13 protein-coding genes are annotated in these 12,369 nt (G+C 68.6%); 6 read left to right on the top strand and 7 right to left on the bottom strand.

The window, feature by feature from the left end:
* Position 1 precedes the first annotated feature (1 nt).
* Positions 2–580 (top strand): hypothetical protein, encoded by a 579-nt coding sequence (locus ABZX37_RS38775; RefSeq protein ID WP_354748269.1) that lies wholly within the window; start codon positions 2–4, stop codon positions 578–580.
* A gap of 60 nt (positions 581–640) precedes the next feature.
* Here the strand turns inward: ABZX37_RS38775 and ABZX37_RS38770 are convergent, their stop codons facing one another.
* Complete coding sequence (locus ABZX37_RS38770; RefSeq protein ID WP_344265677.1) at positions 641–1,093, bottom strand: carboxymuconolactone decarboxylase family protein; 453 nt, start codon at positions 1,091–1,093, stop codon at positions 641–643.
* A 71-nt stretch (positions 1,094–1,164) separates the two neighbouring features.
* Between ABZX37_RS38770 and ABZX37_RS38765 the strand changes: the two genes are divergently transcribed.
* Positions 1,165–2,043, top strand: coding sequence for a sigma-70 family RNA polymerase sigma factor (locus tag ABZX37_RS38765; protein ID WP_354748267.1), 879 nt, complete (start codon positions 1,165–1,167; stop codon positions 2,041–2,043).
* Between the two features lie 2 nt (positions 2,044–2,045).
* On the opposite strand, the gene ABZX37_RS38760 is transcribed toward ABZX37_RS38765, so the two are convergent.
* On the bottom strand, positions 2,046–2,921 hold the full coding sequence (locus ABZX37_RS38760; protein WP_354748265.1) for an aldo/keto reductase: 876 nt from the start codon (positions 2,919–2,921) through the stop codon (positions 2,046–2,048).
* Positions 2,922–3,009: 88 nt separating this feature from the next.
* On the opposite strand from ABZX37_RS38760, the gene ABZX37_RS38755 reads away from it, so the two are divergent.
* Entirely contained in the window at positions 3,010–3,579 is a 570-nt protein-coding gene (locus tag ABZX37_RS38755; RefSeq protein WP_354748263.1) for a helix-turn-helix domain-containing protein, read from the top strand.
* Here ABZX37_RS38755 and ABZX37_RS38750 read toward each other — a convergent pair.
* From ABZX37_RS38750 to ABZX37_RS38730, 5 genes are all read right to left on the bottom strand, one after another.
* Complete coding sequence (locus ABZX37_RS38750) at positions 3,564–5,384, bottom strand: GAF domain-containing protein (RefSeq protein WP_354748261.1); 1,821 nt, start codon at positions 5,382–5,384, stop codon at positions 3,564–3,566. The two genes, ABZX37_RS38755 and ABZX37_RS38750, sit on opposite strands and share 16 nt — an antisense overlap.
* A complete protein-coding gene (locus ABZX37_RS38745) occupies positions 5,381–6,688 on the bottom strand; it encodes an MFS transporter (RefSeq protein WP_354748259.1) in 1,308 nt (435 codons plus the stop codon). The genes ABZX37_RS38750 and ABZX37_RS38745 overlap by 4 nt, the downstream gene beginning before the upstream one ends.
* Before the next feature lie 34 nt (positions 6,689–6,722).
* Positions 6,723–7,472 carry a 3-hydroxybutyrate dehydrogenase gene (locus ABZX37_RS38740; RefSeq protein ID WP_354748257.1) on the bottom strand — a complete coding sequence of 250 codons (750 nt, stop codon included), beginning with the start codon at positions 7,470–7,472 and terminating at the stop codon, positions 6,723–6,725.
* 89 nt (positions 7,473–7,561) lie between these two features.
* Positions 7,562–8,284, bottom strand: coding sequence for an oxidoreductase (locus tag ABZX37_RS38735; RefSeq protein ID WP_354748255.1), 723 nt, complete (start codon positions 8,282–8,284; stop codon positions 7,562–7,564).
* On the bottom strand, positions 8,281–8,778 hold the full coding sequence (locus ABZX37_RS38730; RefSeq protein ID WP_009084412.1) for a phosphoribosyltransferase: 498 nt from the start codon (positions 8,776–8,778) through the stop codon (positions 8,281–8,283). The genes ABZX37_RS38735 and ABZX37_RS38730 overlap by 4 nt, the downstream gene beginning before the upstream one ends.
* Before the next feature lie 114 nt (positions 8,779–8,892).
* Between ABZX37_RS38730 and ABZX37_RS38725 the strand changes: the two genes are divergently transcribed.
* From ABZX37_RS38725 to ABZX37_RS38715, 3 genes are all read left to right on the top strand, one after another.
* The gene (locus ABZX37_RS38725) at positions 8,893–9,471 is read left to right on the top strand and encodes a GNAT family protein (protein ID WP_354748253.1); all 579 of its coding nucleotides are present in this window, start codon (positions 8,893–8,895) and stop codon (positions 9,469–9,471) included.
* Positions 9,472–9,590: 119 nt separating this feature from the next.
* A complete protein-coding gene (gene acs / locus ABZX37_RS38720; protein ID WP_354748251.1) occupies positions 9,591–11,570 on the top strand; it encodes an acetate--CoA ligase in 1,980 nt (659 codons plus the stop codon).
* A 137-nt stretch (positions 11,571–11,707) separates the two neighbouring features.
* Positions 11,708–12,199, top strand: a complete 492-nt coding sequence (locus ABZX37_RS38715; protein WP_354748249.1) for a DUF6319 family protein — start codon at positions 11,708–11,710, stop codon at positions 12,197–12,199.
* The last annotated feature ends 170 nt before the right edge of the window (positions 12,200–12,369 follow it).

Raw genomic sequence — 12,369 nt, 5'->3', positions numbered from 1 at the left:
CGTGAAGAGACAAGTGCTGGTACTGGCGAGGGCGTTGGCGCTCGCGCTCCGCCGCCAGACCGACGTGCCGTCCGGCGGCGTCGCGATCCACTACAGCCGCACTGTCCGCCCGATGTTCTGGGTGATGCTGGCGGTGAACCCGGTGGACATCGTCATGGTCGAGGTCGTGGTGAAGTCCGTGCCGGTGCGGATCGCGTTGCTGGTGCTGGAATTCCTGGGCGCGCTCGTGTTCTTGGCGATCGTCGCGACCCTCTACAAGTACCCGCACTCCGTCAGCCGGGAAGGGCTGCGAGTGCGGTACCTGTCCTTCTTCGACCACCGGATTCCGTTGGCCAGCATCGATTCCGTCCGGCAGGCGAGCCGGTCGCTGAAGGCGAGGGGCGGCGTCAGCGTGCCCGAAGAAGGGGTGCTGGCAGTGGGAATCAGCCAGTCGACCAATCTCTCGGTCGTCCTGCGCGAACCGCGGCTGGTCGATCTCGGCCGCAAGGGGACCGTCGAAATCACTCAGCTCGACCTTTGGGCCGACGATCCGCGAGCCGCCGTCGCGGCGATCCGGGACGAGCTGCCCGCGAGCGTGTGAAGCTGCCGGAAGCGGCGGCAGATCCCCTTGCCGCCGCCCCGGCAACACCCCCAGGGCGGTTCAGAACGAGCCCACCGGCTGGCGGATCGCGGCGTTGAGCCGGTTCCACACGTTGATCCCGGCGATGGACAGCAGCAGCGACGAAAGCTCTTTCTCGTCGTAGATGTCCGCGGCGGCGTCCCAGACCTCGTCCGGGACCGGGTCCGTCCGGTCGGCCAGCCGGGTCACGTGTTCGGCCAGGTCCAGCGCGGCGCGCTCGGCGTCGGTGAAGTAGGTCGATTCGCGCCACGCGCCGACGCCCCAGATCCGCTCGTCCTTCTCGCCTGCCTGCTTCATCTCCCGCGCGTGCATGTCGACGCACATGCTGCAGCCGTTGATCTGGCTCACCCGCAGGTGGATCAGGTGGTGCGTGGTCGCGGGCACGGTGCTGTCGTTGGTGGCCTTGCTGAGCGCCATCAGCGCCTTCATCGCGTCCGGCTGCACCTGGATCGGGTGGGTCATCCGAGCCTGCATGGTGATCTCCTCCTGTCACGTCCGCCGCGTTCGGCGGGTCTTGGTGGTAGGACCCGGCCCGAGGAGAAGATGTGACAGTGCGGGACGAAAAACAGGACGAGAATTTCTGGGCGGCTCAGTTCGAGGAGCATCGGCCCAGGTTGCGGGCGGTGGCGTACCGGATGCTCGGTTCGTTCGCCGAGGCGGACGACGCGATCCAGGAGACCTGGCTGCGGGTCACGCGGGCGTCCGGAGAGGACATCCGCAACACCGGCAGCTGGCTGACGACGATCGTGTCGCGGCAGTGCCTCAACATGCTGCGCTCGCGCGCGACCCGCCGCGAGGACCCGCTGGACATCCGGGTGCCGGACCCGGTCGTGGAGACCGGGGACGGCGTCGACCCGGCGGAGCAGGAGGTCCTCGCGGACTCGGTGGGGCTCGCGCTGCTGGTGGTGCTGGAGGCGCTCGACCCGGCGGAACGGCTCGCCTTCGTTCTGCACGACATGTTCGCCGTGCCCTTCGACGAGATCGCCACGATGCTCGACAAGAACACCGCCGCGGTACGGCAGCTGGCGAGCCGGGCGCGCCGCCGCGTGCAGGGCGTGACGCCAGCCGGTCCGGCGGATCGCGTCCAGCAGCGCAAGATCGCGGACGCCTGGCTCACGGCCGCTCGCGGCGGCAACTTCGAAGGGTTGGTCGCGCTCCTGCACCCGGACGCCCTGCTGCGCGTCGACACCGGCGGGCTCGGCTCGAAGGTCGTGCGCGGCGCGGCCGAAGTCGCGGGCAGCGCGTCGCAGTTCCGTCCGGTCGGTCTGGTGTCGCAGTACGCGACCGTCAACGGCGGCCCCGGCATCGTCGCCCTGCGCGACGGGAAGCCGGTTTCGGTGCTGTCGTTCACCGTGGCCGACGGGTTGATCACGGAGATCAACATCCTCGCCGACGCCGAGCGGATCGCGGCGCTGAACTTCTGAGGTCAGCCGAGCCGGTCCAGGGCAGCTACCGCTTCGGCGGGCAGCTGCACCTGGCCGGCTGCGAGGTTTTCGGCGAGATGCGCCGGAGTCGCCGTGCCCGCGATCAGCAACGTGCCCGCGTAGCGCTGCAGCAGCCAGGCCAGCGCGACCTGGGCCGGGGTGCAGCCGAGTTCGGCCGCGATCCCGGTGACGGCCGGGTTTCCGGTCACGTCCTGGCCCAGCTCGAACGCGGAACCCAGCGGGAAGTACGGCACCCAGGCGATCCCGTGTTCCCGGCACAGTTCCAGCACCGGTTCGGTGGCGCGGGCGAGCACGTTGTAGGAGTTCTGCACGCAGCCGATCCCGACTTCGAGCGCGTGCCGGAGCTGGTCCGCGGACACGTTGCTGAGCCCGAGCGAGCCGATCTTTCCCGCGTCGCGCAGGGAAATCAGTTCGGCCAGCTGGTCGTCGATGTCGACGAGCTGGTCGCCTTCCGCGATCAGGCCAGGTCCGGCGTCCGCTCGGCGCAGGTTGACCACGTCGAGCTGTTCGACGCCGAGCGACGCCAGGTTGGCCTCGACCTGCGCCCGCAGCTGCTCCGGCTGTTGCGCGAGCCGGAGCCCTTGCGGGGATTCTTCGGCACCGACCTTGGTCACCACGACGAGGTCGTCCGGATAGGGCGAGAACGCTTCGCGGATCAGGTCGTTGCAGCGGCCGTCGCTGTAGAACTGGGCGGTGTCCAGGTGGTTCACGCCCGCGCTCGCCGCGTCGCGAAGCAGTTTTACCTGGTCAACACGGTCGGTTCCGGGGCGGCCGAGCTGCATCACGCCGTAGCCGATCCGTGCGACCTCGCGGCCGGCGAGCTTCGCGGTGCCGCCTGGAGAGGTGGTTGCCGTCATGGGGAAAGACTCCTGCCGTGGCATAGTGGAAGTTGATGCGGAGGTGCCTCCGTATCACCACGGTAGCAGAAACGGAGGACCCTCCGCTTTGTCGAGCCCGAAGAAACCGCGCGCGGACGCTGAACGCAACCGTCTGCGCCTGCTGGCTGCTGCCCGCAAAGCGTTCGGTGAAGGCGATGAGCCCGTGACGCTGGAGCGCGTCGCACGCGAAGCGGGTGTCGGCATTGGCACGCTCTACCGCCACTTCCCTACCCGTGAAGCGCTTGTCGAGGCGCTGTACCGGGATGAGCTGGCGCAGGTCGTCGCGAGTGCGCCGAAGCTGATTGAGAGCGAGAAGCCGCTTCGCGCACTGCGTCGCTGGATGGACCGCTTCGCCGAGTACGCGAGCACGAAGCACGACATGGCGGACACGCTGCGCGCGATCATCGAGGCGGGCACTGTCGACATGACGCAGGTCCGCGCGGAGTTGACCGAGGCTGTGCAGCTGATCATGGACGCGGGCGTTGAGGATGGGACGCTTCGGGCGGATGTTCGTGCACAGGACGTTGTTGTGACCGTGGTCGGCGCGTGCAGCATGCGGACCCTGCCAGGCGGACCGGAACAACTGGACCGGATGCTCGACCTCATCCTCGCCGGAGTCCGTCAACCGCCGAGCTGATGCACGCGCAACGCTAGCTGGATCTCAAGCGAACGCTCAGGTTCGCGCCAGTCCTCGCCCAGCAGTGCGGCCAGGCGTTCCATCCGCTGCGCGACCGTATTGACGTGGACGTGCAAGGTTTCCTTTGCCCGCGCCAAATTCCCGCCTGCCGCGTAGTACGCGCGCAGCGTGCCGACGAGGTCGGTGCCGCGGCGGGCGTCGTAGTCGAGGACCGGGCCGAGTGTCGCCCGGACGTAGCCGGACAGATCGGAATGGCGGCCGAGCAGGACGCCGAGGAACCCGAGATCGGCCATCGCCGCGCCGTCGCCTTCGCGGCCGAGAGCCAGCAGCGTGTTAACGCATCGAACAGCTTCAGCGTACGCCTGCGCCAACGCTTCCGGCCCGCTTGCCGGACCAGCCGCGCCGACAGTCACCGGACAGTCCACAACAGACTTCAGCTCAGTCGCGATCCGTGCTGCCGCAGGGTGATCCGGCGCCAGCGCGACGACTTGTTCCGCGTGGACACCGACCAAATCGCCGTATCGAGCGCAGGCTGCAGCGAGCCCGCGGCGAGAAATGCCAGAAGCGTGCGCAACCAAAACCGTGTGCGGCGAAGACAAATCGACGCCCAACCGGCGTGCGCGAGCCACCAAAGAGCCTGGGTTGCGAGTTGGCGCGGTGAGCAGGTCGGTCAGCAGCTCGCCGCGAACCTGGTCCTCAGCTTGCGCCACGGAACGACGTAGCAGCAACAACAACGCCGTAACGACAGCCGCGCGTTCAAAGAGTCGGCGGTCGTCTCCGGCTAGCTCAGGTCGTCCGGAAAGCGTCAGACTTCCGAGCAATTCCCGGCCCGCGCGTACGGCGCACACCCAGAAGTCCTTTGTAGAAACCGCGCGACCATTGGCGTGCGACGAAGCCACCGCTGCAGCGTCGAAAGCGACCGAGGTGCCGGCCAGCAGCCCGCCCTCCTCATCGTGCACGGCGATCGAGCCACGCAACACTCCGGCCACTTCCGCCGCCACCGCGGGCAGATCCGCGCCGCCGAGCACGAGGTCCATCAACCGGTCGTGCGCGTCGTCGGCCCGCCGCATCGTCGCGTTGGCCGCGTTCAGCTCGGCGGCCGCCGAGCGCGTTTCGTCCAGCAAATGCGCGGTGTCCAACGCGATCGCGGCGTGCGCGGCCAACGACGACAACAGCGCGACCTCCGCCGTCGAGAACGCCCGCGACGACCGGTCGGACGCGTACAGCACGCCCAGCACCTTCCCGCCGATCGCCAACGGCACACCGAGGATCGCCTTCAAACCCTCCTCGCGGACGCCCGCGTCGATCGGGTTCGTGTGCCGGAACCGCTCGTCCTCGAAGTAGTCCGCGGTCGCGTACGGACGCGCGGTCTGTGCGACGAGACCGCCGAGGCCCTCGCCCATTCCCAGCACAATCTGTTGGAACAGTGCGGAAACTGACCCGTCCGTGACGCGGATGTACGTCTCGCCGTTCGCTTCGTCGTTGAGGCTGAGGTACGAAACGTCGACGCCCAACAGCATCCGCGCACGCCGGACGATCGACCGCAGCACCGCGTCCGGATCACGCAGCCGGGCGAGGTCGCTCGCGGTGTCGAACAACGCGGTCAGCTCGGCTTCCCGCCGCCGGTGCTCGCTGAGCGTCTCGCGGATCCGCAACGCCAGCTCGGTCGCCGAACCGATCGCGGCGGACTGCTCCGCGGACAACCCCCGGGCAGCGACGTGCGCCAGCTGCTCGCTGCTCGCTCCGGCGGCGAGCAGTTCGAGCAGCCGGCGATACGCCTCGGCAGTGGGGTCCACGCCCGTCATGCTGTCATTGAAGCCTGCCGTTCGGCCGCCGTCTCGTGCAGCGACGCGCCGCGCGTCTCGCGGGCGGCGAGCAGTGCGACCAGCGACAACACGCACATCGCGACCACGTAGACCGAAACCGGCACCGTGGAGTGGTACGCCTCGAACAGCGCCACCGCGATCAACGGCGCGACCGCCCCGGCCGCGATGGACGACAGCTGACCGCCGACGGAAAGCCCGGTGTAGCGCACCCGCGTCGGGAATTGTTCCGCGAAGAACGCCGCCTGAGGCCCGTACATCGCACCGTGCACGACGAGCCCGACCACGGCCGCGCCGATCACCGACCAGGTCGTGCGCAGGTCGAGCAGCCAGAAGAAGCCGAACGACCAGGCCGCCATCCCGATCACGCCGAACAGGTACACCGGCTTCCGGCCGATCTTGTCGGACAGCAGTCCCCACAAGGGAATCGTCACGAAATGCACTGCCGACGCGACGAGCACCGCGGTCAGGCCGGTCGCCTTGGGCAGGCCGAGCCCGGTGGTCACGTACACGAGAATGAACGCGGTGATCACGTAGTACGACACGTTTTCCGCGATACGCGCGCCGAACGTCACTGCCAGCGCACGGAAATGCCCGCGGAAGACATCGACGATCGGTGCCTGTTCACGCTCGTCCGCGGCCGCCTTCGCCGCGATGAACACCGGCGATTCCGAAACCGCCAGCCGGATCCACAGGCCGAGCACGACCAGCACGCCGGACAGCAGGAACGGAACCCGCCAGCCCCAAGCTTGGAAAGTCGCGTCCGACTGCGCCGACGCCAGGATCGTGAGCACGGCGGTGGCCAGCAGGTTCCCCGCCGGAACGCCAGTCTGCGGCCAGGACGCCCAGAACCCGCGTCGCCGATCGTCGCCGTGTTCGGAAACCAGCAGCACCGCGCCGCCCCACTCGCCGCCGAGGGCGAAGCCCTGGATCAGCCGCAGCAGCGTCAGCAGCACCGGCGCGAGCACGCCGACCGCGCTGTACGTGGGCAGCAGACCCATCGCGAACGTCGAGCCGCCCATCATCAGCAGGCTCACGACCAGCAGTTTCTTGCGTCCGATCCGGTCGCCGAAGTGCCCGAACACGAGCCCGCCGACCGGCCGCGCGAGGAACCCGACCGCGTAGGTGAGCAACGCCAGCAAGGTGCCGGTGAGCGGGTCGGCGGTCGGGAAGAACAGCTTGTTGAAGACCAGCGCGGCGGCCGAGGTGTAGAGGAAGAAGTCGTACCACTCGATGGTGGTTCCGATCAGCCCGGCTCCGACGACGCGCAGCAGCTTTTTGTCCATAATGGACTCCACTCCGTTGTGGGGAAAGGGGATTTCAGCCAGCGGTCCAGCCGCCGTCAACGGGAAGCGACGCGCCGGTGAGGTGCCCGGCGGACTCGCCGCACAGCCACACCACGAGATCGGCGACGTCGGAGGGTTCGATCAACCGCTTGATCGCGGCCCGGCGCAGCAGAACCTCTTCGAGCACTTCTTCCGGCGGCACCCCGTGTTCGGCCGCCTGCGCTTCGATCTGCCCGGTGACGAGCGGAGTGCGGACGTATCCCGGATTCACGCAATTGCTGGTCACGCCGTGTTCCGCACCTTCGAGAGCGGCCACTTTGGACAGTCCCTCGAGCGCGTGTTTCGCCGTGACGTAAGCGGCTTTGTACGGACTCGCGCGCACGCCGTGCACGCTGGACATGTTCACGATCCGTCCCCAGCCGCGCGCGTACATCGCGGGCAGGCACTGGCGGATCAGCAAAAACGGCGCGGTCACCATCAACGACTGAATGAAGGCGAACCGCTCCGGCGGAAATTCCGGCAGGGGCGCGACGTGCTGCACGCCCGCGTTGTTGACGAGCACGTCGACGTCCGCGGGCAGGGTCGCCAGCGCCGTCGGATCGGTCAGGTCCACCGCGTGCGCCTGCCCGCCGACCTCGGCAGCCGCCGCCTCCGCCCCGGCGACGTCCGCCACGTGCACCTTCGCCCCGGCCGCGCCGAACGCCCGCACGCACGCCAGCCCGATGCCGCTGCCGCCGCCGGTCACCAGCACGGTGCGCCCGGCAAGGGAACTGTCACTGGTCATGGCCGGAAACAGTAAGTCGCTCCGACCAGGGCGACCATGGCTCAATCCACCACAGAACGCCGTTCGGCGATGTGGTCAGGCCACACTGGTCAGCCAGCGGCCGAGGAGATGCTCCGCGCCTCGTTCGCCCCGGTTTCGAAGGCCTCGCAGCAGAAGAGCAGCCACTCGCGCACGCCGTCCGACGTCCCGCTGGCGAACCCCTGCGCGAGTTCGACATACCGCGGAACGCGCCGGAAGTACGCGACCTCCGGCACCGTCAACGCCTTCGGGTCAAGGCCGGTCGCGACCATCGACAGCCGCGCCGCCGCCCGGGCGACCACTCCGTCCGCGGAACCGAACGGGGCCAACGCGAGAAGCTCGCCGTGCACGACCGCGGTCAGCACCGGCCCGGGCACGGAAGTCGCCCCGGTGACGAGCTGAGCCAGCAACTCCAGCCGCTCGCCGCCCCGCTGCGGGCGGCCGAGCTGATCCGGATCGGACACCACATCGGACGCGGCCAGCAAATGCAGCCGGGCCAGCGTCTGCAACGGAGCCCGCCGCCACGTCGGCAGCAACGACTCCATTTTTTCCGCCACCCGCAACGATCCGGCGAGCAGCGGGTCAGTCACCGAACCGTCTTCCGGCAGTTCGGGATTAGCCCCCTCGATCCCCGCCGAAGCCCGTGCGGCACGGACCGAAGCCTCAGCCGCGGTCTCGGCCCCGCCACGCAGGTTCGCAGGCAGCCGGTGCACGGCGAAGATCGCGTCCTGCGCTGCCTTCGCCGCGGCGGCGACGCCGTCCAGCTCCAGCAGCGGCTTCAGCGGGTCGCTCATGCGTCCAGCACCTGCCCAGCCCGCTCGACGACGGGAGGCAGCACCGACCACGGGAAGTTGATCCACCGGTCAGTCCGCTTCCACACGTACTCGCACTTCACCGTCGAAGCGGGCTTCTCGTAAACCACCGCGCACCGCACGTCCGCGACGTGGTCGGCGCAGAAGTCGCGGACCAGCTTGAGCGTCGCCCCGGTGTCCGCGACATCGTCGGCGACCAGCACCTTTTTGTGTGTGAGATCCACCACGTTGGGCACCGGCGGCAGCATGACCGGCAGGTCCAGCCGCTGGTCGACGCCGGTGTAGAACTCGACGTTCATCACGTGCAGGTTCTTCACGTCGAGCGCGTACCCGAGCGCGCCGGCGACGAACAGCCCGCCGCGCGCGATGGAGAGGATGAGGTCGGGGACGAAACCGTCCGCGGCCACTTCCCGCGCCAGCTCCCGGCTCGCCGAACCGAACAACTCCCAGGTGAGGTTTTCTCGCTCCTCGGCCATGCGCGCTCTCTTTCTCCGGGTGGTCCAGGGAGCATAAGCGGCCGAATAGTGGACTGCTGAAATGACCGGTAAATGGTACTTCGACGCTGCCACTTGCCGACGTAGCGTGATCGCGTGACCTGGAGCGAGCACCCCGTCCTGTCCGGCCGCCACGTGCGGCTCGAACCCCTCACGCCCGAGCACGCCCCCGGCCTGCTCGAAGCCGGAGCCGACCCGGCCATCTGGGCCTGGCTGAGCGTCCGCCAGCCCGCCGACCTCGGCGAAGCCGAGACGATGGTGAAGAACGCGCTCGCCGACCCGGACCGCCGCCCGTGGGCGCAGATCGACGTCGCGTCCGGCCGCGTCGCGGGCACCACTTCTTATTACCAGGTAGTAGCGAAACACCGGATCCTCTCGATCGGGCACACCTGGATCGGCGCGGATTTCCAGCGCACCGCGCTCAACACCGAGTCCAAATTCCTCCTGCTGCGCAACGCCTTCGAGGATTGGGGAGCCCAGCGCGTCGCGTGGGAAACCGACAACCGCAACCTCCGTTCGCAACGCGCCATCGAACGGCTCGGCGCGCTGCGCGAAGGGGTGCTGCGGGCGCACCGGATCCGTCCGGACGGCACGACCCGCGACACGGTGCTCTACTCGATGACGGACGCCGAGTGGCCGGGCGCCCGTGCCCGGCTGCTCGCCCGCCTCGGCTGAGCTGTCGCCGCACTTCGCTTGGAGCTGTGCGCGCAACGTGGCTGCAACCTTGTCGTAGGCGGACTAACGTCGCTAGCGTTCCCTGAGCCGCGGGTTCGCACTACAGGAGGCTTTGCACCATGACCGAGCAGTCCCCAGCGTTGGACAACCTGCTCACGGAGAGCCGCACGTTTCCTCCCAGCGAAGAGTTCGCTGGTCAGGCCAACGCGAAGGCCGAGTTGTATGCGACGGCGGACGCTGACCGGGAGCAGTTCTGGGCCGGACAGGCGGAGCGGCTGTCGTGGGACACGAAGTGGTCCCAGGTATTGGACTGGACCAATGCGCCCTTCGCGAAGTGGTTCGTGGGCGGGAAACTGAACGTCGCGTACAACTGCGTTGACCGGCACGTCGAGTCCGGCCACGGGGACCAGGTCGCGATCCACTGGGTCGGCGAGCCGGGCGACACGCGCGACATCACCTACGCGCAGCTGAAGGACGAGGTCTCGAAGGCCGCGAACGCGCTGGCGTCGCTGGGCGTCGTGGCCGGGGACGTCGTGGCGATCCAGCTGCAGATGGTGCCCGAGGCGATTTTCGCGATGCTGGCGTGCGCGCGGATCGGCGCCCTGCACAGCGTGGTGTTCGGCGGCTTCTCGCCGACGGCGCTGCGCGCGCGGGTGGACGACGCGGCGGCGAAGATCGTGATCACTTCGGACGGTCAGTACCGCCGGGGCAAGGCCGCGCCGATGAAGGCGAACGTCGACGAAGCCTTGCAGGGCGCGGAAACCGTGCAGAAGGTCATCGTCGTCAAGCGCACCGGCAGCGACCTCGAAGGCGAGACGCCGTGGACCGAGGGCCGCGACCTGTGGTGGCACGAACTGGTCGACGGACAGTCCGCTGAGCACAAGCCGGAAGCGTTCGATGCCGAGCACCCGCTGTTCATCCTGTACACGTCGGGCACCACGGGTAAGCCGAAGGGCATTCTGCACACCTCCGGCGGCTACCTGACCCAGACCGCGTACACGCACAACGTCGTGTTCGACCACAAGCCGGGCGAAGACGTCTATTGGTGCACCGCCGACATCGGCTGGATCACCGGGCACTCCTACATCGTGTACGGGCCGCTGGCGAACCGCGTGACCCAGGTCGTCTACGAGGGCACGCCGAACACGCCGCACGAGGGCCGGCACTGGGAAATCATCCAGAAGTACAAGGTCTCGATCTACTACACCGCGCCGACGCTGATCCGCACCTTCATGAAGTGGGGCGACGACATCCCGGCGAAGTACGACCTGTCTTCGCTGCGGGTGCTCGGCAGCGTGGGTGAGCCGATCAACCCCGAGGCCTGGATCTGGTACCGCGAGAAGATCGGCGCGGACAAGACGCCGATCGTGGACACGTGGTGGCAGACCGAAACCGGCGCGATCATGATCTCGCCGCTGCCCGGCGTCACCTCCGCCAAGCCGGGCTCGGCGCAGCGCGCGCTGCCGGGCATCTCGGCGAAGGTCGTGGACGACACCGGCACCGAGGTCCCGCACGGCGGCGGCGGATACCTGGTGCTGGACAAGCCGTGGCCGTCGATGCTGCGCGGCGTGTGGGGCGACGAAGAGCGCTTCCGCGACACCTACTGGTCCCGTTTCTCCGAACAGGGCTACTACTTCGCGGGCGACGGCGCGAAGTACGACCAGGACGGCGACATCTGGCTGCTCGGCCGCGTGGACGACGTGATGAACGTGTCCGGGCACCGGATCTCCACCACCGAGGTCGAGTCCGCGCTCGTGTCGCACCCGACGGTCGCCGAGGCCGCGGTCGTCGGCGCGACCGACCCGACCACCGGGCAGGGCATCGTCGCGTTCGTGATCCTGCGCGGCAACGCGGTGGACGGCGGGGATGACGCGGTGCAGGAGCTGCGCAACCACGTCGCGAAGGAGATCGGGCCGATCGCGAAGCCGCGGCAGATCATGGTCGTGGCCGAGCTGCCGAAGACCCGCTCCGGCAAGATCATGCGCCGGCTGCTGCGCGACGTCGCGGAGAACCGCCAGATCGGCGACGTCACCACGCTCGCCGACTCGTCGGTCATGGACCTCATCTCCTCCGGACTGAACTCCGGCAAGGAGGAGTAAGTTCTTCACCGTCAGGAAGGGACCCTCTCGGCTGGGAGGGTCCCTTCCTGCATTGATCCCCTGAAAGTGCGGGCATCGAACGCATGTTCTAAGATGCCCGCGTACCCAACCCAGATCCGGGCAAGGAGACGACACGAATGTCCGTGGAAGCCTTGACGCACGACGAGGACACTGCGGCCGAGACGGCAGCGGCGTCATCGCCGCAGGCCGCCGGCACCCCGGAGGCCCCGGAAGTCGCCGAGCCCGCTGCCGCCCCGGCGGACGCCGCGAAGCCGGAGTCCACTGAGGAGACCGCGGCCGTCGACTCGCCGAAGCCGAAGCGCGGCCGCCCGAAGGCCGCGGCGTCGACGGCGAAGAAGACCCGCACCGTGGAGCTGACGCTGACCGTCACCGGCACGGCGGACGGCGAGTGGCAGGCCGAGCTGAAGAACGGCGCCAAGTGGGTCGCGAAGGGCCTGGCGGTCCCGGCCGCGGCGGTTTCGCGTGCGGCCAAGGAGCTGCACGAAGAGCTGTCCGGTCCGATCGACGAGGTCATCAACGCCGCCCGCGAGGCGCAGGCCGCGAAGGTCGCGCAGCTGGAGGCCGAGCTCGAAGCCGCGAAGGCGGCGCTGGCCGAACTCGACAACTGAGCTAGACCCGGTTCGCCCGGGTCCGGCGTCCACTGTGGCGCCGGACCCGGGCGTTCGTCGTTTCAGCCCACGCCGCGGCTCCGTTCCGTAGAAGTCCGTGAGGGGAACCCTGAGGGAATCTGATTCCCTCAGGGTTCCCCTCACGGACTTCGGTGGCAGCGATCCGCCGC

The sequence above is a fragment of the Amycolatopsis sp. NPDC004079 genome, assembly GCF_040610415.1.
Taxonomy (GTDB): Bacteria; Actinomycetota; Actinomycetes; order Mycobacteriales; family Pseudonocardiaceae; genus Amycolatopsis; species Amycolatopsis halotolerans.
This window is presented reverse-complemented; position numbering and strand designations above follow the sequence as displayed.

Excerpts from the sequence above, each read along its gene's own strand:
- ABZX37_RS38750 (WP_354748261.1), bottom strand. The coding sequence starts at position 5,384 with ATGACGGGCGTGGACCCCACTGCCGAGGCGTATCGCCGGCTGCTCGAA.
- ABZX37_RS38730 (WP_009084412.1), bottom strand. The coding sequence starts at position 8,778 with ATGGCCGAGGAGCGAGAAAACCTCACCTGGGAGTTGTTCGGTTCGGCG.
- ABZX37_RS38735 (WP_354748255.1), bottom strand. The coding sequence starts at position 8,284 with ATGAGCGACCCGCTGAAGCCGCTGCTGGAGCTGGACGGCGTCGCCGCC.
- ABZX37_RS38715 (WP_354748249.1), top strand. The coding sequence starts at position 11,708 with ATGTCCGTGGAAGCCTTGACGCACGACGAGGACACTGCGGCCGAGACG.
- ABZX37_RS38745 (WP_354748259.1), bottom strand. The coding sequence starts at position 6,688 with ATGGACAAAAAGCTGCTGCGCGTCGTCGGAGCCGGGCTGATCGGAACC.
- ABZX37_RS38760 (WP_354748265.1), bottom strand. The coding sequence starts at position 2,921 with ATGACGGCAACCACCTCTCCAGGCGGCACCGCGAAGCTCGCCGGCCGC.
- ABZX37_RS38770 (WP_344265677.1), bottom strand. The coding sequence starts at position 1,093 with ATGCAGGCTCGGATGACCCACCCGATCCAGGTGCAGCCGGACGCGATG.
- ABZX37_RS38740 (WP_354748257.1), bottom strand. The coding sequence starts at position 7,472 with ATGACCAGTGACAGTTCCCTTGCCGGGCGCACCGTGCTGGTGACCGGC.
- acs (WP_354748251.1), top strand. The coding sequence starts at position 9,591 with ATGACCGAGCAGTCCCCAGCGTTGGACAACCTGCTCACGGAGAGCCGC.